Annotated in this window: 19 protein-coding genes, 1 pseudogene and 1 riboswitch; of the genes and pseudogenes, 7 read left to right on the forward strand and 13 right to left on the reverse strand. The window is 70.7% G+C overall.

What is annotated here, in order from left to right; translation table 11 throughout:
- Positions 1-39: 39 nt before the first annotated feature.
- Both ACZ7LT_RS24990 and ACZ7LT_RS24995 read right to left on the reverse strand, forming a co-directional pair.
- Positions 40-1,248 carry a S8 family peptidase gene (locus ACZ7LT_RS24990; RefSeq protein ID WP_471238324.1) on the reverse strand — a complete coding sequence of 403 codons (1,209 nt, stop codon included), beginning with the start codon at positions 1,246-1,248 and terminating at the stop codon, positions 40-42.
- Positions 1,249-1,387: 139 nt separating this feature from the next.
- Positions 1,388-2,887, reverse strand: coding sequence for an alpha/beta hydrolase (locus tag ACZ7LT_RS24995; RefSeq protein ID WP_471238325.1), 1,500 nt, complete (start codon positions 2,885-2,887; stop codon positions 1,388-1,390).
- Positions 2,888-3,027: 140 nt separating this feature from the next.
- Between ACZ7LT_RS24995 and ACZ7LT_RS25000 the strand changes: the two genes are divergently transcribed.
- Positions 3,028-3,498 (forward strand): hypothetical protein, encoded by a 471-nt coding sequence (locus ACZ7LT_RS25000; protein WP_471238326.1) that lies wholly within the window; start codon positions 3,028-3,030, stop codon positions 3,496-3,498.
- Here the strand turns inward: ACZ7LT_RS25000 and ACZ7LT_RS25005 are convergent.
- The 3 genes from ACZ7LT_RS25005 to ACZ7LT_RS25015 all read right to left on the reverse strand — a co-directional run bounded on the left by ACZ7LT_RS25005 (position 3,492) and on the right by ACZ7LT_RS25015 (position 6,473).
- A complete protein-coding gene (locus ACZ7LT_RS25005) occupies positions 3,492-5,126 on the reverse strand; it encodes a phospholipase D family protein (protein WP_471238327.1) in 1,635 nt (544 codons plus the stop codon). The genes ACZ7LT_RS25000 and ACZ7LT_RS25005 overlap by 7 nt on opposite strands.
- Positions 5,127-5,545: 419 nt before the next feature.
- Positions 5,546-5,932, reverse strand: a complete 387-nt coding sequence (locus ACZ7LT_RS25010; protein ID WP_471238328.1) for a DoxX family protein — start codon at positions 5,930-5,932, stop codon at positions 5,546-5,548.
- A 67-nt stretch (positions 5,933-5,999) separates the two neighbouring features.
- Positions 6,000-6,473 (reverse strand): carboxymuconolactone decarboxylase family protein, encoded by a 474-nt coding sequence (locus tag ACZ7LT_RS25015; RefSeq protein WP_467953572.1) that lies wholly within the window; start codon positions 6,471-6,473, stop codon positions 6,000-6,002.
- 220 nt (positions 6,474-6,693) lie between these two features.
- On the opposite strand from ACZ7LT_RS25015, the gene sigJ reads away from it, so the two are divergent.
- The 4 genes and pseudogenes from sigJ to ACZ7LT_RS25035 all read left to right on the forward strand — a co-directional run bounded on the left by sigJ (position 6,694) and on the right by ACZ7LT_RS25035 (position 12,369).
- The gene (gene sigJ / locus ACZ7LT_RS25020; protein WP_471238329.1) at positions 6,694-7,626 is read left to right on the forward strand and encodes an RNA polymerase sigma factor SigJ; all 933 of its coding nucleotides are present in this window, start codon (positions 6,694-6,696) and stop codon (positions 7,624-7,626) included.
- A 368-nt stretch (positions 7,627-7,994) separates the two neighbouring features.
- Positions 7,995-8,733, forward strand: a pseudogene (locus tag ACZ7LT_RS25025) (serine/threonine-protein kinase); the annotation flags it as partial.
- A gap of 386 nt (positions 8,734-9,119) precedes the next feature.
- Complete coding sequence (locus ACZ7LT_RS25030; protein ID WP_471238330.1) at positions 9,120-10,736, forward strand: hypothetical protein; 1,617 nt, start codon at positions 9,120-9,122, stop codon at positions 10,734-10,736.
- Positions 10,726-12,369, forward strand: a complete 1,644-nt coding sequence (locus ACZ7LT_RS25035; protein ID WP_471238331.1) for a hypothetical protein — start codon at positions 10,726-10,728, stop codon at positions 12,367-12,369. The genes ACZ7LT_RS25030 and ACZ7LT_RS25035 overlap by 11 nt, the downstream gene beginning before the upstream one ends.
- Before the next feature lie 64 nt (positions 12,370-12,433).
- Here ACZ7LT_RS25035 and ACZ7LT_RS25040 read toward each other — a convergent pair whose 3' ends face one another.
- From ACZ7LT_RS25040 to thrC, 5 genes are all read right to left on the reverse strand, one after another.
- Entirely contained in the window at positions 12,434-12,910 is a 477-nt protein-coding gene (locus ACZ7LT_RS25040; RefSeq protein ID WP_471238332.1) for an SRPBCC family protein, read from the reverse strand.
- Between the two features lie 138 nt (positions 12,911-13,048).
- Positions 13,049-14,671 (reverse strand): chaperonin GroEL, encoded by a 1,623-nt coding sequence (gene groL, locus ACZ7LT_RS25045; RefSeq protein WP_471238333.1) that lies wholly within the window; start codon positions 14,669-14,671, stop codon positions 13,049-13,051.
- Positions 14,672-15,003: 332 nt separating this feature from the next.
- Complete coding sequence (locus ACZ7LT_RS25050) at positions 15,004-15,207, reverse strand: cold-shock protein (RefSeq protein ID WP_005315736.1); 204 nt, start codon at positions 15,205-15,207, stop codon at positions 15,004-15,006.
- Between the two features lie 399 nt (positions 15,208-15,606).
- Positions 15,607-15,885 carry a MoaD/ThiS family protein gene (locus ACZ7LT_RS25055; protein ID WP_423628885.1) on the reverse strand — a complete coding sequence of 93 codons (279 nt, stop codon included), beginning with the start codon at positions 15,883-15,885 and terminating at the stop codon, positions 15,607-15,609.
- The gene (gene thrC, locus ACZ7LT_RS25060) at positions 15,882-17,198 is read right to left on the reverse strand and encodes a threonine synthase (protein WP_471238334.1); all 1,317 of its coding nucleotides are present in this window, start codon (positions 17,196-17,198) and stop codon (positions 15,882-15,884) included. Before thrC ends, ACZ7LT_RS25055 begins: the two co-directional genes overlap by 4 nt.
- Positions 17,183-17,336: riboswitch (SAM riboswitch) on the reverse strand. It overlaps the preceding gene by 16 nt.
- A gap of 118 nt (positions 17,337-17,454) precedes the next feature.
- Between thrC and ACZ7LT_RS25065 the strand changes: the two genes are divergently transcribed.
- Positions 17,455-18,423: a glucosyl-3-phosphoglycerate synthase gene (locus ACZ7LT_RS25065; RefSeq protein WP_471238361.1), complete on the forward strand. Its 969-nt coding sequence runs from the start codon at positions 17,455-17,457 to the stop codon at positions 18,421-18,423.
- Between the two features lie 241 nt (positions 18,424-18,664).
- Positions 18,665-20,053: an alpha,alpha-trehalose-phosphate synthase (UDP-forming) gene (locus ACZ7LT_RS25070; RefSeq protein WP_471238335.1), complete on the forward strand. Its 1,389-nt coding sequence runs from the start codon at positions 18,665-18,667 to the stop codon at positions 20,051-20,053.
- Between the two features lie 22 nt (positions 20,054-20,075).
- On the opposite strand, the gene otsB is transcribed toward ACZ7LT_RS25070, so the two are convergent.
- Genes otsB through ACZ7LT_RS25085 form a run of 3 tightly spaced genes read right to left on the reverse strand, consistent with a single transcriptional unit; the run spans position 20,076 to position 22,661 of the window.
- Positions 20,076-20,936, reverse strand: a complete 861-nt coding sequence (gene otsB, locus ACZ7LT_RS25075; RefSeq protein ID WP_471238336.1) for a trehalose-phosphatase — start codon at positions 20,934-20,936, stop codon at positions 20,076-20,078.
- A gap of 50 nt (positions 20,937-20,986) precedes the next feature.
- On the reverse strand, positions 20,987-21,403 hold the full coding sequence (locus tag ACZ7LT_RS25080; RefSeq protein ID WP_471238337.1) for a DUF3263 domain-containing protein: 417 nt from the start codon (positions 21,401-21,403) through the stop codon (positions 20,987-20,989).
- 10 nt (positions 21,404-21,413) lie between these two features.
- Positions 21,414-22,661, reverse strand: coding sequence for an ABC transporter substrate-binding protein (locus ACZ7LT_RS25085; protein WP_471238338.1), 1,248 nt, complete (start codon positions 22,659-22,661; stop codon positions 21,414-21,416).
- Positions 22,662-22,856: the final 195 nt, after the last annotated feature.

A 22,856-nucleotide genomic window follows, 5' to 3' on the forward strand; every position in this document is an offset into this window, starting at 1 on the left:
CCGCCCCGGTGTGCGAGGCGGGCCAGAGGGTGTGAGGGGTTACAGGCCGCCGGTCTGGAGCAGCATGTTCGGGGAGCCCTTCGAGACGGTCAGTTCGCCCTTGACGGTCTGGTTAAGGATCCAGTTCGCGACGGCCGCCGGGCTGGCCGACGGGTTCGCGGCCTTGGCGAGGACGGCGACGCCGGCGACGTGCGGGGACGCCATGGACGTACCGTTCAGGGCGGTGGTGCCGCCGCCGAGCTTGGCGGACTGGATGGTCGTGCCCGGCGCGTAGAGGTCGAGGCACGAACCGAAGTTGGAGAAGTCGGCCTCCTCGTCCAGGTGGTTGATGGCGCCGACCGTCAGGACGTTGTCGGCGCTGGCGGGCGAGACGTTGCAGGCGTCCTGGGCTTCGTTGCCTGCGGCGAGCACCGGCAGGATGCCACGGTTCGACAGCGCCGTGGCGGCGTCGTTGACGGCCTGGTTGCGGGGGCCGCCGAGCGAGCCGTTGAGGACGGCGGGCTGGACGGCGTTCTGGGCCACCCAGTCGAAGCCGGCGAGGATGCCGGACCAGGAGCCCTGGCCCTGGCAGTTCAGGACGCGGACGCTGACGACGTTGGCCTCGCGGGCCACGCCGTACGTCGCACCGGCGACGGTGCCGCCGACATGGGTGCCGTGACCGTTGCAGTCGGCGCCGTTGCGGCCGTCGCCGATCGCGTCGAAGCCCTGGAGCGCCCGGCCGCCGAACTCGGAGTGCCCGAACTCAAGGCCGGTGTCGAGGATGTAGGCGGTGGCGCCCTTGCCGGAGTTGGTGACGCTGAACTGGTTGTTCAGCGGCAGGTAGGGCTGGTCGATCCGGTCCAGGCCCCAGCTGGAGGCGACGAGCCGCTCGGCGGTCGCATCGGTCTTCACCGGTGCGACGCTGACCCTGGCGTCCTGCTCGACGGCGGCGACGCCGGGCATCTTGCGGACCGCGTCCAGCTGCGCGGTCGAGAGCTTGGCCGCGTAGCCGGAGATGACCGAGCTGTAGGTGAAGAGCGGCTTCACGCCCGGCACCTTCTGCGCCATGGTGGTGCTGTTCTGGCCCGCCTTCAGGGTGACGATGTACTGGCCCGGGATGACCCTGGGCGAGGGGGACGTGTGGAGCGGGGCCAGCGTCGGGCTGCCCGACGGGCTCGGTGCGGAGTGGGCCGAGACGGACAGGGGCCCTGCGATCGCCAGGGCTGCTGAGACCGCAGCCGCGAGGGCGGTCTTCGTTCTAGTACGCATGCGCATGAGAGGAACATGCAGAAACGATCACACACAATCACGTTAAGTGGCGATTTGAATACTTTCGGTAGTGAATTTCTGAACGCGCTCCGCCGGATGCGTGAAGCCCCGGAACCTTCGACTCCGGGGCTTCGTTGCGTCAGCTCGCGCAGTACGTGTCCTCGTACGGGCGTACGCCGGTCGTCAGAAAGTCCGTCACGGCACGGTCGCCGCAGGCGTTGCCGTTGGTCAGATACATGCCGTGGCCGCCCTGCTCCACCGAGACGAGCCGGGCGCGGTCGCCGAGGGCCCGGCGCATCTTCAGGCCGACGCTGTGGGGGGTGGACGGGTCGCGCAGGCTCTGGATCATCAGGATGTTGGACGGGCCGTCGGAGGTGATCCGGGTCGGCTTGGAGGTCGGCTTGTTCTTCCAGAACGAGCAGGGGGTGATGTTCACCGGCATGCCCGCCGTCAGCGGGTGCGCGGCGCGGTCGGCGAGAACGGCGCGGCGGTGGGCGGGGACGGAGGTGGGCCACTTCACGTCGTTGCAGATGACCGCGACGGCGACGGCCGCGTCGGTGTCCGGCAGGGCGTAGGCGATGTCCGGGGTGAGGACGGGCGTGGCGGCCGGGTCCTTGGCGCCTTGGACGAGACGGGCGAAGGCGGGGAAGGCGCCGTCGGCGTACAGGGCGTTCTGGAGGGACTGGCGCAGCATGTTGCCGGTGAGGGGGAGACCGGGCTGGGTCGACCCGGGCAGGGTCGACGCTTTGGGCGTACGGTCCAGGCGCGCCGCGAGGGCGATGACCAGCGGCCGTACGTCCTCGGGGCGCTGCGCGAGCCGCAGGCCGTCCTTGGCGCGGTCGGGGTGGGCGGCCCAGGCCGCGAAGTCGGGGAAGCGGTCGTCGGCGCCCTGGGCCATGGTCGCGAGCCAGCCCCGGGCGACGCGCCGGGGGTTCGGGTCGTTGCTGGAGTCGAGGACCCAGCGGTCGGTGTGCTGGGGGTACTTCTGGGCGTAGACGGCGCCGACGTACGTCCCGTACGACGTGCCCCAGGCGGAGATCTTCTCCTCGCCGAGGGCCTGGCGGAAACGGTCGAGGTCCCGGGCCTGGTTCTCGGTGGTGAAGCTGCGCAGCTCGTCACCGCCGTTGCGGTCGCAGGCCTCGGCGATGCGGCGGGAGCGGGCGACGTTCTCGGAGATGTCGCCGTCGGGGGCGGGCCAGGAGCGGAGGGTGTAGAGGTACCGGTCTTCGGGCGCGAGCCCGCAACTCGCCTTCGTACTGCCGCCGATACCGCGCGGGTCCATGGCGACGAGGTCGTACGCCCCCGCTGTGGCGTTCTGCAACGCCGGGCCCTTCGCGGTGAGGCGCTGGACTCCGGAACCGCCGGGCCCGCCGGGGATCACGACGAGCGTGCCGCGCCGGGCGTCGGGGCGGGTGCTGGGGAGGCGGGAGACGGCGATCTCGATCTGCCGGCCGTCGGGGTCGGCGTGATCGAGGGGCACGAGCAGCGTGGCGCACTCCTGGCCGGGGGCGCCCTTCTCGCACTTCTCCCAGGCGAGGGTGGGAGCGGCGTGGGCCTCTGTGGCCGGGACTGCGGCGAAAGTCGCGAGGGCGGCGACGGAGAGGCCGGCCAGGAGCGTCTTGTTCACGTAACTCGTCATGGGTGAAGCCTCGTTGACGGCGTTCGTTGATCCCATGCGGCAGCCTGGCCGAAGAGGGGTGGGGTTCTCCCCCGTACAGCGGAGGCGGACCGTACCGGCGGAGGAGGCCGGGGGCGGTCGCCCGCTCACAGACTTGTGTCATGACCCGATCGAAGACAGCCCCCCGGATCGCCGCGCTCACCGCGTGTGGAGGCGCGCTGGCGTACACCCTGAGCAAGGTCGACCTCGCGCGCCGGGGCGAGCTGGGCATGCCGGGCTTCCCGGCGCCCCCGGAGTCGTACGAGAAGGTCGCCGACGTCGCCCTCGCCCAGCTCGGCAACGCGGGACTCGGGCTGGCGATGGCCCTGCTCGCGCTGCTGCTCCTGCGGCCACTGCGGAACCGGTATGTCCGGTGGGGCACGGCGGCCGTGTCCTGGGCGGGCATCGCCATGATCGCGGCAGGCGTCCTCGGCTTCGGAGCCCGCGCGGCCGGCCTGGCTCCGTCCCTGGGCGCGCCCCCGCCCTCCCTCCCCCCGGCCCTGGCGGCCCTCCTGGTCGGCGCGGTCTGGGTGACGGCCTGGACGTGGGCGACGCTCCTGTGGACGCGGGCTTCTTCGCCTGGGCGTCAGTAGGCGTTGTGCCGCCGGAGCCTGGCGGGGCGGCCGTCCGGGTCGACCAGGAGGCGGTAGAGCGGCATGGCGAGGCCGCGGGTGAGGCGGGACATGTCCGGCGGCCGGTAGGCGCGCAGCCGGCCGGGCGGCCTGGGGCCGCGGCGACCGCCCTCGTACCAGTCGTCCAGCGCGGCGGCCCGCGCGGAAGAGACGTCGAAGGCCTTCACCGGATCGCACAGATCGTCCGGCGGGTGCGGCGAGTCCGGCGCATGCGGCGAGCCGGCTTCCGCCGCGTCCAGGTGCTCGCGGAAGAGCTCCAGCCGCAGGTCACGCGCGAAGCGGCGGGCCTGGTCCCCGAGTCCGCCGGGGTCGGGCGGCGGTCGCCCGTCGACGCCGTCGTCCAGGACCACGCAGCTGAGCTCCGAATCGTGCGTCCAGGAACGGAGGTTGATGTTGTCGGAGCCGACCGTCGCCCACACGTCGTCGATCACGCACACCTTGGCGTGCACGTACACGGGGTCCCCCTCGGGGTTCTCCAACCCGTACACGGCCACCCGGGCACCGCCCGCCCGGCGCAGCTCGTCGAGGGCCGCGACGCGTCCGACCAGGTTCATCGGCAGCGTGATCCGCCCGTCCTGCTCGGGCAGGGTGGGGATGACGGCGATCAGCCGCAGACCGGGGTTCTCCCGGAGCGCACGGCCGAAGAACCCGACGACTTTCGGCGACCACAGGTACTGGTCCTCCAGGTAGATGAGCGACCGCGCCCGCCGCAGGGCCTTGAGGTAACCGCGTGCGACGCTGCGTTCGCCGTCGGGGGCGAAGGGATAGCCGCGCAGCAGCCGGTTGGGGTACGTGCGCAGCACCTGCACGGTGTGGGTGCCGCGAGGACCGGGGTCGGGCAACTGGGGCGGCAGGGGATCGGCCTCGGTGTCCTCGTGGTGCGCGAGTTCGCGGACCCGGACCATCGGGCTGCGGGTCAGGGGCGAGGGGTCCTCCCAGCGTTCGCGGAAGACTGCTTCGAGGTCACCGACCGCCGGGCCGCGGACGGCAAGCTGCACGTCGTGCCAGGGCGGCCGCCGCCCGTACGCGGACGCGAAGGGCACCGCCTGGGGGTCACCGTGGTGGGCGGCGTCGTCGTTGCGGCTGTGGCACAGGTCGATGCCGCCGATGTACGCGACGTCGAGGTCCGGACGGCCGGGATGGCGCAGCACCACGAGCTTCTGGTGGTGCGAGCCGCCGGGACGTACCCGCATGTCGAGCAGGCACTCGGCGCCGACGTCCTCCAGCTCCTCGCCCAGGTGGCGGTTCTCGGCCTCGCTGAACTGCAGCTTATCCAGGTGGGACCGCCACAGCAGGCCTTTCACGATCACCCCGCGCTCCGCCGCCTCGCACAGGACCCGGCCGACTTCGGAGCCCTCGCCGTCGAGGCGTTCGTCGGGGTCGCCACGCCAGTCGGTGAACAGCAGGAGGTCTCCGGAGCGCTGCGCCCGTACGGCCGCGAGCAGTTCGGCGAAGTACGCCGCGCCGTGCACGAGCGGCCGCACGTCGTTCCCACGGGTCCAGGCCGCGCCGTCGGGATGGCGCCGGTCCAGCCGGGTGGAGGCGTTCCCGCGTTCGGTGACGGTGAGCATCCAGTCGCTGTACTTCACGATCAGGGTCCTCTCACCGAGCAGCTACCCGCTCGCCCCGACCCGATGCATCCTCGGGCACCGCTCACTCACCGCGTCGCGTCGAGCACATGAAGTGGCTCCCGGCCGAGGGGACGGCGCTTCCTCGCCGGGACGGGGTGGACGTGGGTTCCTGTGGACGCGGGCTTCTTTGCCGGACCGTGCGTAGCCGGGACCGTGGGTGCGGGGTGGGCCGGACGTTGACGCCCCCCGATGCGGGCTTTCCCGGACCGTCCCTGACCGGGACCGCGAGCTTCTGGTGGGTCCGCCCTCACTCCGGCGCCGAGAGTCAGCAACGTTTGTCGGTCAACGCCGAGAACGGTCTGCTGAAGGCGGGAAGCGTGTTGCTGAGTTCCGGAAGCGCGCTGAACGCAGCGGGGTGTAGCCGGACCATGCCCCGGTCAGCCCGTGAAGGACTCGGGGCCGAAGCGGCCCCACACCACGAAGGCGGCCAGGACGAGGTAGACCAGGTCCACCACCATGAATGTGGTCTCGTGACGCCGTATGCGGGTGATCGCCGCGCCGGTCATCATCAGCACCAGGCCGAGGGCCGCCAGCGGGACCAGAACCGGCGCGGTGCCGAGCACGCCGGGCAGGACCAGGCCCACCGCGGCCAGCACCTCGAGGGCTCCGATGGTTTTGATGGCGCCGGCGCTGAAGTCCTCGGCCCAGCGGGCGCTGGGGCCACTGGCGGCGATCTTCTCCCTGGGCGTGATCACCTTGAAAGCGCCGCCGAGCAGGTAGGCGGCGGCGAGCAGTCCGGCGGTGATCCACAGGGCGAGGTTCATGGGATGTGTCCTTGCATGGTGGCGGCTCGGGGAGCCGGGGTCGGGCGGTCGCGTGACGGGCGGATCGTCAGCCGTGCTGGCCGGGCTGGTAGTCGCCCGCGGGCTGCTGGATCATGACGTTTCCGCGGTTGAAGGCGTTGATGATGGCGATCTGGGCCACCAGGTCGGCGAGCTGGTCCTCGTCGTAGTACTTGGCCGCGTTCGCCCAGACCGCGTCCGAGACCCCGCCGGCCGCGTCGGCGATGCGGGTGCCCTCTTCGGTCAGCTCCAGGGCGGCGCGTTCGGCGTCGGTGAACACCGTGGCCTCGCGCCAGGCCACGACCAGGTTGAGACGTACCGCGCTCTCCCCGGCGTGCGCGGCGTCCTTGGTGTGCATGTCGATGCATCCGGCACAGCCGTTGATCTGGCTGGCGCGGAGCATCACCAGTTCCCGGGTGGAGGCCGGAACGGTCGACTCCGCGAGCGCCCTGCTCGCGGCGACGATGTGCTTCATAGCCTTGGCGGCGACGGGGCTGGTCATGAAGTTCAGTCGAGCGTTCATCGTGCACTCCTTGTTCCTGCTGTTCGCTGTCGCCCTCTAAGACAGGGCACCCCCGCAGCCTGTGACAGGGGCTGATGTGACGTGCGTCTCCGCGCCGTACGGTGACGGTCGACCGAAGCCCCTCGGATACCCTCTGGGCATCCTGTGGATCTTGGAATGGGCAGGCGGGGCGGCGCGCTTGGACTGAGCACCGCCGTCCGCGAGTTGGGGGAGGGGTCCCATGTCGGGAGCAACGGATCTGACGGACGAGGCCGGCTATCGACCGCTGATGTTCTCCATCGCCTATGGGATGACCGGGTCGGTGGGCGACGCTGAGGACCTCGTCCAGGACGCCTTCCTCGGCCTGACCCGGGCGCAGCAGGCGGGCACCGCGATCTCCGCACCAAAGGCGTACCTGACCACGGCTGTGACGCGGTTGGGGATCAACCACCTGAGCTCGGCACGAGTACGGAGGGAGACCTACGTGGGGAACTGGCTGCCCGAACCGGTCGTCGTGACCAACGACCGGCCCGGACCGGTCGAGCACGCCGAGCTGGCCGACTCGCTGTCCATGGCCTTCCTCGTACTGCTGGAGGCTCTCTCCCCGGTGGAGCGGGCGGTGTTCATGCTGCGCGAGGTGTTCGGGTACGACTACCCGGACGTGGCGCGGACCACCGGGAAGTCCGAGGCGAACTGCCGCCAGATCTTCGCCCGCGCCAAGAAGCGCATCGCCGCGGCTGGGCCGGACGCGGACAGCGTGCCGCCCCCCGCCCAGCGGGCCGAGGGCGACGAGCTCGCCCGCAAATTCTTCGAGGCGGCCGAGGGCGGCGACCTCGACGCGCTGCTCGGCATGCTCGCGCCCGATGTCGTGTACTACGGTGACGGCGGCGGTAAGGCGCGGGCGACCAGGAATCCGGTAGCTGAGCCGCAGCGCGTCGGGCAGCTGCTCGTCGGTGGGTTCCGCCGGATCCGGAGCCTCGGGGCCGATCTCCGTCCGGCCTGGGTCAACAGCCGCCCGGGGGCCGTGACGTACGACCCCGAGGGCCGGGTGGTCAACGTGGTCGAGCTCGACATCGTCGACGGTGTGATTCGGGCGATCCACGCCGTATCCAACCCCGACAAGCTCGGCCACCTCGGACCGGTGTCCGACATGGCACGGCTCTCAGAGGAATAGTCCACCGGCCCGCGGCACCGCCTCTCCGTACCTTGCGGCTCGATCTGGCGCTACTACTTCTGGCCCCACGCACAAATACCGCTGGGCGTGGGACCCCACCCCCGGGCCGCCCTCCGAGTGTGAAAAGGCGGACGGAGGCGGGCGGTCAAGGGTGGAGCGCAGCGGAATCGGCGAAGCCGACGCGACGAAGGAGCGCCCTTGAGGGCCCGGCTCCGGGAGCCACACTCGGAAAGAGGGCGGACCCACCCGACACCCACGGTCCCGGCCCACCCCGACCCCGTTAAGAAACCTGCTCCCGCCCTCCCGCTTAGGCTGCCGTCAGCGGTCAACCCAACGGCTGACCAGGGGATTCAGGGGGACGAGTACAGATGGACAACGCGACCGAGGTGTTCCAGCCACTGCAGGCGGACGATCCGACCGTCGTGGCGGGGTACCGCCTCGCCGCTCGGCTCGGCACCGGCGGCATGGGGCGGGTCTACCTGTCGCACACGCCGGGCGGCCGACCGGTGGCGATCAAGGTCGTGCGGCCGGAGCTGGCCGACGACCTGGCCTTCCGGCGGCGGTTCCGGCGGGAGATCAAGGCGGCTCAGCGGGTCCGGGGCGCGTACACCGCCGAGCTGATCGGTGCCGACGCGGACGGCGTACCACCCTGGCCGGCGACGCTGTACGTCCCCGGGCCGTCCCTGGCCGAGGCCGTCGCCCGGCGTGGACCGCTGCCGGTGCCGGCGGTGCTGTGGCTGATGGCGGGTGTCGCCGAGGCGCTGCAGGCCATTCACGGTGCGGGAATCGTGCACCGGGACCTGAAGCCGTCGAACGTGCTGCTGGCCGCCGACGGGCCACGGGTGATCGACTTCGGCATCTCGCTCGCCTCGGGCATCAGCTCGCACACGGCGACGGGCACCACCATCGGCACGCCCCAGTACATGGCTCCCGAGCAGGCGTCCGGCGGCGAACTCACTCCCGCGACAGACGTCTTCGCGCTCGGTCAGACGGCGGCCTTCGCGGCCCTGGGCGAGCCGCTGTACGGGGACGGCCCCTCGGTCAGCGTGCTGTACCGGATCGTGCACTCCGAACCCGACCTGTCGACTCCCAGAAACAATGCGACCCCCGCAGGTGCGCCAACACCGTACGGGGGTCTCAGCAACGAGATCGGAACCATCGATCCATGGCTGACACTGAGCTTAGTGGCGACGCCCACCCCATGGCCAACCCCAGCCCGCCCCACGCCACTGCCCCCGGACAAGGTCCGCGCCCATGTGGCGGCCTTGCGATCGAGAGCACCCGCTAGCACCCCCTGATGGGGCGCCAGTTATCGTTGCGCCACGCGATCCGGCACCTACGCCCCATCGCGCTCGGCGACCCGCGAACCGGTGCGCCGTTCCATGACCTGTGGGGGGTCCCTTTTGATGCGCTCTACGCGCACGCTGCCGCGCGCCCTCGTGCGTGCCGCGGCTGTATTCGTTCTCTCGGCGGGTGTCGCTGCCCCCGCCCTGGTGACCGCACCGTCCGCCTACGCGCAGACCGCGCGGACCGTGCAGACCGTGAACTTCTTCACCACCACGCGCGACGACGGCCGGCTCGACATCGGGCTGCCGTACAACGCGCTCCACGTGAAGGTGAGCGTCCTCGCCTCCACGGCCCCGGACGCCGCCGTGCTCCTCACCACCGAGGAGCTGAGCCCGCACACCCGTGAAGACGACGACCGGGCCGACGGCTGGCTCACGAACGCGCCGCTGAAGCTTCCCGAGGGCACCGCCTTCGGGGACTACCCGCTCGCCGTCGAGTACCGGCTGCCCGGCGGGACCATGCAGCGCTGGACCGGTGGCAAGTTCCGCTACAAGCAGCACACCACCGTGACCCGGGTCGCCTTCGACCGCACCAGCACCGACTACGACCACCGCCAGGTCGTCCTGACCGGCCAGGCGACGACGTACGACCCGTCCACCGGGGCCCGTACGCCCGCCCGCGCCGGCGTCAAGGTCAATGTGGCGCTGGACCTCTACGGCCCCAACTGGCACTCGACCCGCGCCTCCGCCGTCACCGACGCCAAGGGCGACTTCTCGCTGCCGGTCACCCCGAACGCGGCGATCCGCGGCGGCAGGGTCACGATCGACCGGCCGCCGGCCGAGGTCTTCGACCCGGAGCACGACGGCCTGGAAGTACCCGAGGTGGCGGTCGCCAAGACGCGGTACCGGATCAGCGCCGACCTGGACAAGCGCCGCGTGCACTACGGCACCGACGTCAACGTGACCGGCAAGGTCGAGCGCCTGACCGCCGACGGCTGGAAGCCCTTCGCGGGCGCGCCCGTGGTGTCCACGCCGCAGGAGCCGGACGCCTCGAACCACACCGTGCAGCGGCTGATGGGCGGTGCCGGGGCCAGGGCCGACGGCACCTTCGCCTACGCGGCCAAGGCCACCTCCTCGACCGGGGTCTACACGCACGTACGGCCGTCGGTGTACCTCACTGACCTGCCGTACGAGCGGGCCGAGATCGCCGTGCCGCAGAAGTTCGCCTTCACCGGTGTCAAGATCGCGCTGGACGAGTACGGCACGGTCAAGGCGACGGGCGGGATGACGGCCAACTGGTGCTGGGACGAGCCCCTGGTCCTGCAGTACTCGCTGGACGGGCGCACCTGGCGCAGCCTCAAGTGGGGTACGGCGCAGGGCGGCACGGCCGGCTACTGCCCGTTCGAGATCTCCCAGCCGGGGTTCGTCCGGGCCTACTACCGTGTCGTGCACGCCGAGACCGACCGGTTCGTCACCACCGCGTCCGCGCCGGTCTTCCAGACCCGTACGGTCACCCGCTTCCAGGCCTTCCGTACCAGCCCGGCCCGCCCCGCCGTCAACAGCAAGATGTCGGTGACGGGCGCCGTGCAGAAGCAGGTCAACGGCGTGTGGAAGCAGCACGCGGGGGCGAAGGTGACGCTGCTGTTCAAGCCGAAGGGCGACAGCCAGTGGTACTGGGTCGCCCGGGACGTGAAGACGGCGTCCAACGGCTCCTTCAGCTTCAAGGCCACCAACTACGGTGACGGCCACTGGGCCATGGTCACCGAGCCGCAGAGCGGCTACTTCTACAGCGAGACCAAGGCGGTGTGGATCGATGCGCGCTGATCTGCGAATGCCCCTCGTCGCCGCCGCGGCGGCGCTGTGCCTGACCGCGACGGCCGCACCGGCCTTCGCCGTCGACACCACGCCCGTCGGCGTCGGCCGGGCCACCACCCATGACTGGCAGCGCGGCACCTTCGAGGTCCCCGCCTGGACGGACGCGGCCGACGCGACGGTGACCTCCGTCTCGGCGAAGATCCGCAAGGGCGACAAGGTGATCACCGAGATCCCGGCCCTGACGGAGATGTACGCCGGCCGTGGCGTGTACCAGCTGCGCGACGAGCAGGCCCTCAAGCTCACCGAGGACGGCGGCGTCGTCCCCGCCCTCGGCTCGTACGCCATCGACGTGACGGTCACCGACAGCAAGGGCAACACCTTCACCCGCGAGGGTGCGGGCACGCTGAACTTCACGCTGCGTCCCGAGTTCGTCCTCGGGCTCGGCATTCCCGCGTGGAACGACCGCAACGTGCGCCCCCAGGGCACGCTGCTGGGTGTGCAGCCGGGCTCCGGCGACAAGGTGCCGCTGGCCGGCCGCACGATCGACGTCGCGCGCTGGCCTGCGAACACCGACCCCTCGTCGGTGGTGACGGCCGCGGACGGCACGTTCATGGGGGCGCCGTACCCGGTGGCGGCGGTCGGCGAGGACTTCGTCGCCACGTTCACCGAGAGCAGCGAGGAGGTCCGCGGCACGTACCGCACGTACCGCGGCATGCATCAGTACCAGCCGCGCCGGGTGTCCATCACCGCCGCCGCCGACAAGACCCGTGCGCAGCCGGGCGAGACCGTCACGGTCACCGGCCGGGTCGTCGACCCGAACGCGGCGGACGCCGCCGTCGCGGACGCTCCGGTGAAGGTCAGCCTGGGCCGGAGCGGCAGTGGTTCCGAGGTCGGCCAGGTCGTGACCACCGACGCGGACGGGCGGTTCACCGCGAAGGTCACCGCCGCGGACGGCCTGCGGCTGAGCGGCTGGGTCGCCGAGGGCGGCGACATGTGGCACAGCGGCTCGGTCACGGGTGAGCTGACGCTGCCGGCTTCATCCCGGTTCTCCAACGTCCAGGGCACTCTCTCGGTCGACCAGCGCATCACCGTCACGGGCCGGCTCCGCCACACCTACGACGCGGACGCGTCGTTCGGCAACGAGCCGGTCCAGCTGGAGCACTCGGCGGACGGCCGGACGGGCTGGAAGCCGATCGCCTCGACCGCGGCGTTCTCGGGCATGGAGTTCGGCCTGAGCGCGCGTACGCTGGGCGGCTACTACCGGGTCCGGCACGCCACGACCGACACCCTCGCCGAGAGCGTCAGCCCCGCCTTCCGTCTCACCCGCACCCAGACCCGGGTCGCGTCGGTGAAGGCAGCCCCGGATCCCGTCGCCAAGGGCGCCGTGGTCACCGTGACCGGTGTGCTGCAGCAGCTGTCGGGGACGGCGTGGAAGGCGTACGCGGGGCAGCCCGTGCAGCTGTGGTTCCAGGCCAAGGGCGCGTCGAAGTCCACGCTGGTGACGTCCGGGAAGTCCAGCTCGACCGGTCTGGCCACGCTCAAGGGCAAGGCGACGGTCGACGGCACCTGGCTGATCCGGTACATCGGTGACGCGACGCACTTCAACTCGACGGCGACCGGCGACTTCGTCGACGTGCGCTGATCCTTACGGGCGAGGCGCGAAGGGCGGCATCCCCCCGGGGTGCCGCCCTTCGCGCTACAGCGAGTCAGACGCGCGCGAGGAAGGTCGCCAGGCGGTCGTACTCCTCCACGACCCCCGCCTCCATGCCCGTCGCCAGCGCCTGGTCCCGGATCTCGGCGGACGGCCAGATCGAGGTGCTCTTCAGCCTGGTCACGCCGTCCTTCTCGTCGAACGTGAGGGTGACGTGGACGGGCGGGCCGGGCATCAGCTCGAAGGTCTCGGTGTAGACGAGCCGCTCCGGCGGGGTGATCTCCTCGTACGTACCGGAGAAGACGATCTCCTGGCCGTCGGGGGCCTTCTGGCCCCAGCGCCAGGCGCCGCCCACGCGGAGGTCGATGTCGCAGACGGTCGTCGTCAGGGAGCTCAGGCCGTACCACTGCCGTACCTGCTCCGGTTTCGTCCAGGCCTCGAAGACCCGGTCGCGCGGGGCCGCGAAGTCCCGGGTGATGACGAGCTCCCGCTCCGAGGGGGTCGTCAGCTTCGTCGTCGACTGCGTGGTCATGGCCTTCGCCACCCTCCTGCTGCCGCGTGCGGGCGTGCGGCGCCTCTTCTTCCAGGGTGTGGCAGAACGCCGAGGGCGGCACCCCCTCCATGAAGGGGTGCCGCCCTCGGACCGTCGGACGGATCCGATCCCGGAGGATCAGAAGTCCATGTCACCGCCCGGCATGCCGCCCGGAGCGGCCGCGGCGGCCTTCTCCGGCTTGTCGGCGATGACAGCCTCGGTGGTGAGGAACAGCGCGGCGATGGAGGCGGCGTTCTGCAGGGCAGAGCGGGTCACCTTCGCCGGGTCGATGATGCCCTCGGCGATCATGTCGACGTACTCACCGGTCGCGGCGTTCAGGCCGTGGCCGACGGGCAGGTTGCGCACCTTCTCGACGATGACGCCACCCTCGAGACCACCGTTGACGGCGATCTGCTTGAGCGGGGCCTCCAGCGCGAGCTTCACGGCGTTGGCGCCGGTGGCCTCGTCGCCGCTCAGGTCGAGCTTCTCGAAGACCGAGGAGGCCTGGAGCAGGGCCACGCCACCACCGGCGACGATGCCCTCCTCGACGGCCGCCTTCGCGTTGCGAACGGCGTCCTCGATGCGGTGCTTGCGCTCCTTGAGCTCGACCTCGGTCGCGGCGCCGGCCTTGATGACGGCCACGCCGCCGGCCAGCTTCGCGAGGCGCTCCTGGAGCTTCTCGCGGTCGTAGTCCGAGTCGGAGTTCTCGATCTCGGCGCGGATCTGGTTCACGCGACCGGCGACCTGGTCGCTGTCACCGGCACCGTCGACGATGGTGGTCTCGTCCTTGGTGATGACGACCTTGCGGGCGCGGCCCAGCAGGTCCAGGCCGGCGTTCTCGAGCTTGAGGCCGACCTCCTCGGAGATGACCGTGCCGCCCGTGAGGATGGCGATGTCGTTCAGCATGGCCTTGCGGCGGTCGCCGAAGCCCGGGGCCTTGACCGCGACGGACTTGAAGGTGCCGCGGATCTTGTTGACGACCAGGGTCGACAGGGCCTCGCCCTCGACGTCCTCGGCGATGATCAGCAGCGGCTTGCCCGACTGCATGACCTTCTCCAGGAGCGGGAGGAGGTCCTTCACGGAGGAGATCTTGGAGTTGACGATCAGGAGGTACGGGTCGTCGAGCGACGCCTCCATACGCTCCATGTCGGTGGCGAAGTACGCCGAGATGTAGCCCTTGTCGAAGCGCATACCCTCGGTGAGCTCCAGCTCCAGACCGAAGGTCTGGGACTCCTCGACGGTGATGACGCCTTCCTTGCCGACCTTGTCCATGGCCTCGGCGATCAGCTCACCGATCTGGGTGTCGGCGGCGGAGATGGAGGCCGTGGAAGCGATCTGCTCCTTGGTCTCGACATCCTTCGCCTGCTCGAGCAGGGCGCCGGAGACGGCCTCGACGGCCTTCTCGATGCCGCGCTTGAGGGCCATCGGGTTGGCGCCGGCGGCGACGTTGCGCAGGCCCTCGCGGACGAGCGCCTGGGCGAGGACGGTCGCGGTGGTCGTACCGTCACCGGCGACGTCGTCCGTCTTCTTGGCGACTTCCTTGACCAGCTCGGCGCCGATCTTCTCGTACGGGTCCTCGAGCTCGATCTCCTTGGCGATGGAGACACCATCGTTGGTGATCGTGGGGGCGCCCCACTTCTTCTCAAGGACGACGTTCCGGCCCTTGGGGCCAAGGGTGACCTTGACGGCGTCGGCGAGCTGGTTCATGCCGCGCTCGAGACCGCGCCGGGCCTCCTCGTCGAACGCGATGATCTTGGCCATGTGAAGTGGTCCTCCCGGACATGGGGTGGATAACGCTCCTGGACCGCGCCTGCGCCCGCGACGGACGGTCTGCGTGCCTGTGGTTCCTTGCCCCACGCGGCGTGCGGACCTCACCGACCCGGTCCCTCGGTAGCACTCTCACCTTCAGAGTGCTAACGCCAATGATTAGCACTCGGCATAGGAGAGTGCAAGCGCCTACCAAGGATCGGGAGGGGCCGCGGGCGTGTTCCCGTCGGGCGTCCGGGAACGCGCGAGGGGCCCGTACCCCCCTGGGTGTCCCCCGGGATACGAGCCCCTCGGCGTGAGTGTGCCGTGGCCGAATCGCGCCGCGCTCAGACGGCGAGCTTGACCATGTCAGCCTGCGGACCCTTCTGGCCCTGCGAGATCTCGAACTCGACTCGCTGACCCTCTTCAAGGGTGCGGTACCCGTCCATCTGGATCGCGCTGTAGTGGACGAAAACATCCGCACCACCGTCGACCGCGATGAAGCCGTACCCCTTCTCCGCGTTGAACCACTTGACGGTGCCCTGAGCCATGCCTAACTCCCCTATTACTGGCCCTTGCGCAGGACCGCACTTCGCGGACCCGGGTCAGACCTCGCCCACCGACAGGAGTGGGCTCGAACGCGTCGACCGCGGCTGAATGTATCTGCCCAACTGCCGTCTGCAACAGGTCAATCGGACGAGAAATCTGAGCGTGGCCGAACGGCGAATTCAGGAGAATTCACTGACTTACGGGGCAAGTCGGGCCAGGCAAAGGGCGCATATGGCGCAGAACGATCGAACACTTTGGCTGCTTCTTATCGCGTGCGAGCGCATTCTCATATGCGGCTGGCACAAGCAGCGGAGGGGACTTCCCCAACTCTACCGCGTTCAACCATGCAGAATTGCCCCCTCCACTTCCGGTGGAGGGGGCAATTCCGTAAATCGGGTCGTTCAGCAGCCGCCGGCGACCGCGGGGATGATCGACACGCCGGCGCCGTCCGGCGTCGCGGTCTCAAGGCCCTGCTCGAAGCGGACGTCGTCGTCGTTGACGTACACGTTCACGAAGCGGCGCAGCTTGCCCTGGTCGTCGAGGACGCGGGCGGCGATGCCGGTGTGGTTCTTCTCCAGGTCCGCGATGACCTCGGCCAGGGTCGCGCCCTCGGCCGGGACCTCGGCCTGGCCGCCGGTGTACGTACGGAGGATGGTGGGGATGCGGACGTTGACGCTCATGCGAGGCCAGCCTCTCGGAAAGAGTCCAGGTTGGGGCGGATGACAGCGGTCATACCCGTCGTCGGGGCCACCGCGTCGAGGGTCTTGAGGCCGTCACCCGTGTTGACGACCACCGTGGTCAGGGACGGGTCGATGGCCCCGGACTCGATCAGCTTCTGCGCGACGCCGAGGGTGGTGCCGCCCGCGGTCTCGGTGAAGATGCCTTCGGTGCGGGCCAGCAGCTTGATCGCGGCCACGATCTGCTCGTCGGTCACGTCCTCGACGGCGCCGCCCGTGCGGCGGCAGATGTCCAGGACGTACGGGCCGTCCGCCGGGTTGCCGATCGCCAGGGACTTGGCGATGGTGTCCGGCTTCTGGGGCCGTACGACGTCGTGGCCGGCCTTGAAGGCGACCGACACCGGCGAGCAGCCCTCCGCCTGGGCGCCGAAGATCTTGTACGGCTTGTCCTCGACCAGGCCCAGCTTGATGAGCTCCTGGAGCCCCTTGTCGATCTTGGTGAGCTGGGAGCCGGAGGCGATCGGGATGACGATCTGGTCCGGGAGCCGCCAGCCGAGCTGCTCGCAGATCTCGTACGCGAGCGTCTTGGAGCCCTCGCCGTAGTACGGGCGCAGGTTGACGTTGACGAAGCCCCAGCCCTCGCCGGCCGGGTCGCCGATGAGCTCGGAGCAGAAGCGGTTCACGTCGTCGTAGTTGCCCTCGATGCCGACGAGCTCGCCGCCGTAGACGGCGGCCATGACGACCTTGCCCTGCTCCAGGTCGTGCGGGATGAACACGCAGGAGCGGAAGCCGGCCCGGGCGGCGGCGGCGCCGACCGCGCCGGCGAGGTTGCCGGTGGAGGAGCAGGAGAGGGTGGTGAAGCCGAAGGCGCGGGCGGCCTCGAGGGCCTGGGCGACGACGCGGTCCTTGAAGGAGTGCGTGGGGTTGCCGGAGTCGTCCTTGACGAAGAGCTTGCCCGGCTCGATGCCCAGTTCGCGGGCGAGGTTGTCGGCCTGGACGAGCTTGGTCCAGCCGGGGTTCAGGTTCGGCTTCTGCGCGACGTCGGCGGGGACGGGCAGCAGGGGGGCGTAGCGCCAGATGTTGTCGGGACCGGCCTCGATGCGCTTGCGGAGGCCTTCGGGGTCGCCGAGGGGGAGGGCGTAGGAGACTTCGAGCGGGCCGAAACACAGCTCGCAGGCGAAGATGGGACCGAGTGGGAACTGCTCGCCGCATTCCCGACAGGAGAGGCCGGAAGCGGGACCGAGATCGACGGTCTGGGTGGCGGAAACAGTCTGTACAGCCATGGAGGCGAGGCCCTTTCTCCTCATCTTTCTCATGACGAACGTCGTCGTGAGACGGATTTGGCACCTTCCCTAGCCGGGAGCCTCGCTGGCGCGTTGTGTCGCGCGACGAGACCGACTGGAGGGTTGCCGGGGCTTCAACGGGCCGTTTCCCTCTGCCCCTCTGGATGAGCGGTATTCGGTTGTGTGGCGCGGGGACCCCGACATGCGACGGCCGTCCGCGTTGTTCAAGACTGTAACCGAACCCCCGGGCGGCTGAGACGGTCGTCCGATCCGCGAGATGGAGATCACGTTGCTGGAAGAGGTGGAGCGCTGGCTCGGTCGGCGGTCCTGGTCGGTGGCCGACCGTCCGCTCGACCGGATCCTGGCGGCGAAGCGCGCCACGACGGTCAGTGTCGTCCTGCCTGCGCTGAACGAGGAGGCGACGGTCGGGGACATCGTGGCCGTGATCCGGCGTGAGCTGATGTCGCCGGCCGTGCCGCTCGTGGACGAGCTGGTGGTGGTCGACTCGGGCTCCACGGACCGTACGGCCGAGGTCGCGGCGGCCGCCGGGGCGCGGGTGGTGGCGCGTGACGCGATACTCCCCCGCATACCCGCCGTGCCGGGCAAGGGCGAGGTGCTGTGGCGGTCGCTGATGGCGACCAGCGGGGACGTCGTCTGTTTCGTGGACGCGGATCTCAGGGATTTCTCGGCGGACTTCGTCTCGGGGATCGTGGGCCCGCTGCTCACCGACCCGGACGTGGACTTCGTGAAGGCGATGTACGACCGTCCGCTCGGTACTGAATTCGATGGGCTCGCCTCCGGCAAGACCCCTGGTCAGGGCGGGCGGGTGACCGAGCTGGTGGCCCGGCCGCTGCTCAATCTGCACTGGCCGCAGCTGGCCGGCTTCGTGCAGCCGCTGGGCGGGGAGTACGCGGCGCGGCGCTCGCTGCTTGAGCGGCTGCCGTTCCCGGTGGGGTACGGGGTGGAGCTGGGTCTGCTGGTGGACGCGTTGCACACGGTGGGGCTGGACGCGTTGGCGCAGGTGGATGTGGGGGTGCGCAAGCACCGGCACCAGGGCGGGCAGGCGCTGGGGCGGATGGCGGCGGCGATCTACCGCACGGCGCAGCTGCGGCTGTCGCGGGGGCATCTGGTGCGGCCGCGGCTGACGCAGTTCGAGCGGGGCGAGGACGGTTTCGTCCCGCGGACGTACGAGGTGGACACGCAGGAGCGGCCTCCGATGATCGAGATCGCGGAGTATCGGCGTCGCAGCGTGGCGTAACCCGTAACGATCATGCGTTTTGCCTACATTTCTTGGCATGGGTATGGATACGGGTTGGAGTGTCGAGGCGCTGTGGCTGCTGGGCGGGGTCGTGCTGACCCTGGCGGCGATCGGGGTGGTCGCTCTGGCGGCGCTCCGGACGCGGCGGCACGATTGAGGAGTGGCACCGGACCTGGTCAAGCCGACCGGTTCCGGTCATGCGTACGTTTGAGCGTTTCCCGAGCGGGCTAGGTTCGGTTCCATGGCCTCAGAGCGCATCGCCCAGGTACTCGTCGCGTCCAACCGCGGCCCGGTCTCGTATGTGCCGCACGACGACGGCACCCTCGAAGCGCGCCGGGGCGGAGGCGGTCTCGTCTCCGGCCTGAGCGCAGTCTCGGCCGAGGACAGCGTGTGGGTGTGCGCGGCGCTCGGCGAGGGGGACCGGGAGGCGGTCCGGCGCGGGGTGTCCGAGCCGGGTGTCCGAATGCTGGGCATCGACCCGGACGTCTTCGCCGCGGCCTACAACGGCATCGCGAACTCGGTGCTGTGGTTCGTCCACCACATGCTGTACCAGACCCCGCTGGAGCCGGTCTTCGACGTGGAGTTCCGCCGGCAGTGGGCGGCGTACGAGGCGTACAACCGCGCCTTCGCGGAGGCGCTCGCGGCGGAGGCGGCGGACGGCGCGTCGGTGCTGGTGCAGGACTACCACCTGGCGCTGGTGCCGGGGCTACTCCGGGACCTGCGCCCGGACCTGCGGATCGGCCACTTCTCGCACACGCCGTGGGCCCCGGCGGAGTACTTCCGGATGCTGCCCGACGACATCGCCGAGCAGCTGCTGCGGGGGATGCTGGGCGCGGACCGTCTCGGCTTCCTGACCCGGCGGTGGGCGGACGCGTTCGCCGCGTGCTGCGAGGCGGTCGTCGGCGGCACGGGCGGTACGGAGCTGGGGGTGCACGGCCTCGGCGCGGACGCGGACTTCCTGCGCGAGCGCGCCCACCGGCCGGACGTGGAGGAGCGGCTGGCGACGCTGCGGGAGCAGATCGGCCCCGGCCGCAAGGTGATCATCCGGGTGGACCGCACGGAGCTGTCGAAGAACATCGTGCGGGGCCTGCGGGCGTACCGCACGCTGCTGGAGGAGCACCCGCAGTGGCGGGGCCGAGTGGTCCACGTCGCCTTCGCGTACCCCTCCCGGCAGGACCTGAAGGTGTACCGCGACTACACGGAGGAGGTCTCGCGGGTCGCCGCGGAGATCAACGAGGAGTACGGCACCCCGGACTGGACCCCGGTCCTCCTCCACGTGAAGGACGACTTCGCCCGCTCCCTGGCCGCGTACCGCCTGGCGGACGTGGCGCTGGTCAACCCGATCCGCGACGGCATGAACCTCGTCGCGAAGGAGGTCCCGGTCGTGACGGACCGGGGCGTGGCCCTGGTCCTGTCCCGGGAGGCGGGCGCGTACGAGGAACTGGGCGAGGACGCGATCGGGGTGAACCCGTACGACGTGGTGGCCACGGCGGAGGCCCTCCACGAGGCCCTCTCCCTCCCGGACGGCGACCGCGCGGAACGCACGAAGCGGCTCGCCGCGGCGGCGACGGCGCTGCCGCCGCAGCGGTGGTTCGTGTCGCAGCTGGAGGCGTTGGGGGAGCTGGGGTAGTCCCCCGGCGGCCCGCCGCGCTCTAGTCGGGCTGGTCGGCCTCGTCCGTCGGCGAGAGCGTGTGGGCGAGGGTCGCGAGGAAGGCGACGACTGAGGAGGGGCCGGGGACGAGGAAGTCGGCGCGGGTGGCGAGTTCGGGGACCTCTGTGGAGCCGCTGCAGACCAGGAGGCCCGGGATGCCGTCCGAGCGGAGTTTTTCGACCGCCGCGAAGGCCGCCAGGTCGCCCAGGTCGTCGCCCGCGTACAGCACGGCCCCGGCGCCCGTCTCCCGGACGTACTCCTCCAGGGCCACGCCCTTGTCCATGCCCGGCGGGCGGAGTTCAAGGACCATGCGGCCCGGTTCGAGGACGAGGCCGTGGCGGGCGGCGAGGTCGCCGAGGGGGCCCTTCAGGGCGTCGAAGGCGGCCTGGGGGTCGTCGGCGCGGCGGGTGTGGACCGCGACCGCGCGGCCCTTCTCCTCGATCCAGGTGCCCCGCCACGCCCCGAACCGGTCCAGGGCGCCCGGCAGTTCGGCCCGTACGGCCGCCACACCGGGGTGCGGCGCCGCCGCCTTCACCGTGCCCGTGACGGCGTCCCAGCGCTCCGCGCCGTAATGGCCGAGGACGACAAGGTGCTCCAGGCCGGGGACCCCGGCGAAGCCGCCGTAGCGGACCGCGACCCCGGCGGGCCGCCCGGTCACCACGGCCACCGACGCCACGTGGGGGGCGAGCGCGGCCAGCGCCGGGACCGCGCCGGGGTGGGCGCGGGCCTGTTCGGGGTCGGGGACGATCTCGGCGAGCGTGCCGTCGAAGTCGAGACCGACGACGGCCCGCTCGGGGTGGGCCAGCAGCGCGGCGAGTCCGTCGCGGCCGGCGGGGGTCGTGGGATGCGGAAGGCTGCCCATGCGTCGACCCTAACGACCTGGGCGGGGGTCGGCCACGGAATGAGCCAGGCTCATCGGCGCTCTTGGTGTGCCGCGCGGATCCGCCGGAGCCGGTTGACGGTGACGGGGTCGTGCGCGAGGGCGCGGGGATCGTCGAGGAGCGCGTTCAGGAGCTGGTAGTAGCGCACCGGCGACAGCCCGAGCTGCTCCCGCACCGCCCGCTCCTTCGCGCCGGGCCCGGGCCAGGACCGTCGCTCGAAGGCCAGCACGGCGAGCTCACGCTCGCGAAGGCCGCGGGGGGTGGAGGCGCTGGGGCCGGAGACGCTGCGGGCGGCGTCCCCGGTGGGCTCAGGCCTCGCCGGCTCGGAGGCCGCAGGGTCGGCGGGCCCCTCGGGCTCGGACCCGGCGGGCCCGGGCGCGGCCGGGGCTGCGGGCTCGGGCCCCGTGGGCTCGGGGGCGGCCGGGTCCTGCGGCGTGCTCGCGGTCATACGACCCAACTTATTCCGCGTTCTCCGCCGCCGTCGCCTCACGGCCTATCTGGCCCAGCACACCCGACGCCGCCGGCCCCGGCTCCACCGCCTTGCCGATGTTCTGCTTGATGTTCTCGCTCACCTTCGCCCAGGACGTCTTGCCGACCGGCGGCAGCTCCGACGACGGCAGCTCGGTCAGGAACGCCTGCAGGTTCGCGTGCTGCGGGTCCTGCCGCATCACGGTGTTCGCGCTCACCGTCACCGGCAGCAGATCGTTGTCCCCCGCGAACTTCAGGACGTTCTTGTCGCTGAAGACGAAGTTGAGGAACTCACCGATCTCCTTGCGGTGGTTCTTCTGCTTGAAGCCCATGATCCAGTCGGCGACGCCCATCGCCGACCTGGCCTTGCCGTTCACGCCCGGCAGCGCGACCTTGCCGACCTTCACGCCCTTCTTCTCCGCCTCCTGCATCAGCGACGGGTGGCCGTTGAGCATGCCGACCTCGCCGCGCGCGAAGGCCGCGAAGGCGTCCTTGCGGTTGAGCTTGCCGGGGGCGACCGGGCCGGTGAGGCCCTTCCCGACGAGGTTCTTGCGCAGCCACTCGAACGTCTTGACGTTCTCCTCGGAGTCGATGGTGTAGCGACCGACCCCGTCGGTGTACCCGTCGCCGCCGCTGAGCAGCCACATCATCGTCTCCGCCTGCGCCTCCTCCGGGCCGAGCGGCAGCGCGAAGGGGTACTTCACGTCCTTCTTCTTCAGCTTCTCCGCGTCCTCGGCGAGCTCCGCCCAGGTCTTGGGGCCGCCGTCGATTCCGGCCTTGTCGAAGAGGTCCTGGTTGAAGAAGAGCAGCCGGGTGGAGGCGGCGAACGGCATGCCGTACTGCGCGTTGCGCTGCTCCCCCGCCGCCGCGAGCGGCCGCAGGAAGTTGGCCTGAACCGGTACGGAGAGCAGCTCGTCGGCGGTGTAGAGCTCGCCGCCGGCGGCGTAGTCGGCGTACGCACCGATCTGGGCGATGTCCGGGGCGTCGCCGGCCTTGACCATCTCGGCGACCTTGCGGTCCACGTCGTTCCAGGACTCGACCTGGACCTCGACCTTCACGCCCGGGCGCGTGGCCGTGTACGCGGCGACGAGGTCGGCCCAGTAACGCTTGGTCGTGTCACCGCCGTTGAGGTCGTAGTCGGCGGCGACCAGCTTGAGGGTGACGTCGCCGTCCTCGGCCTCGGCACCACAGCCCGACAACGTTGCCGTCAGGCCAAGTGCCAGGATCGTCGCGGTCATTCCCAAGAAGCGGCGCTGCACAGCCCTGTCCCACCCTCTGCTCATCATGGATCCAGAGATTCTCCCATGCACCGGATGAGGTCTAGTCCACGCGGGTATCGCTTCCGCAACGCATCGCCGGGCGAGGACGCATTGCCGGGCCGAAGCGCGCCTGCTATGCACTACCCGGCACGTTGTCAGTTCTGTTCTGTTCCG

This window comes from Streptomyces sp. NPDC039465, assembly GCF_055639315.1.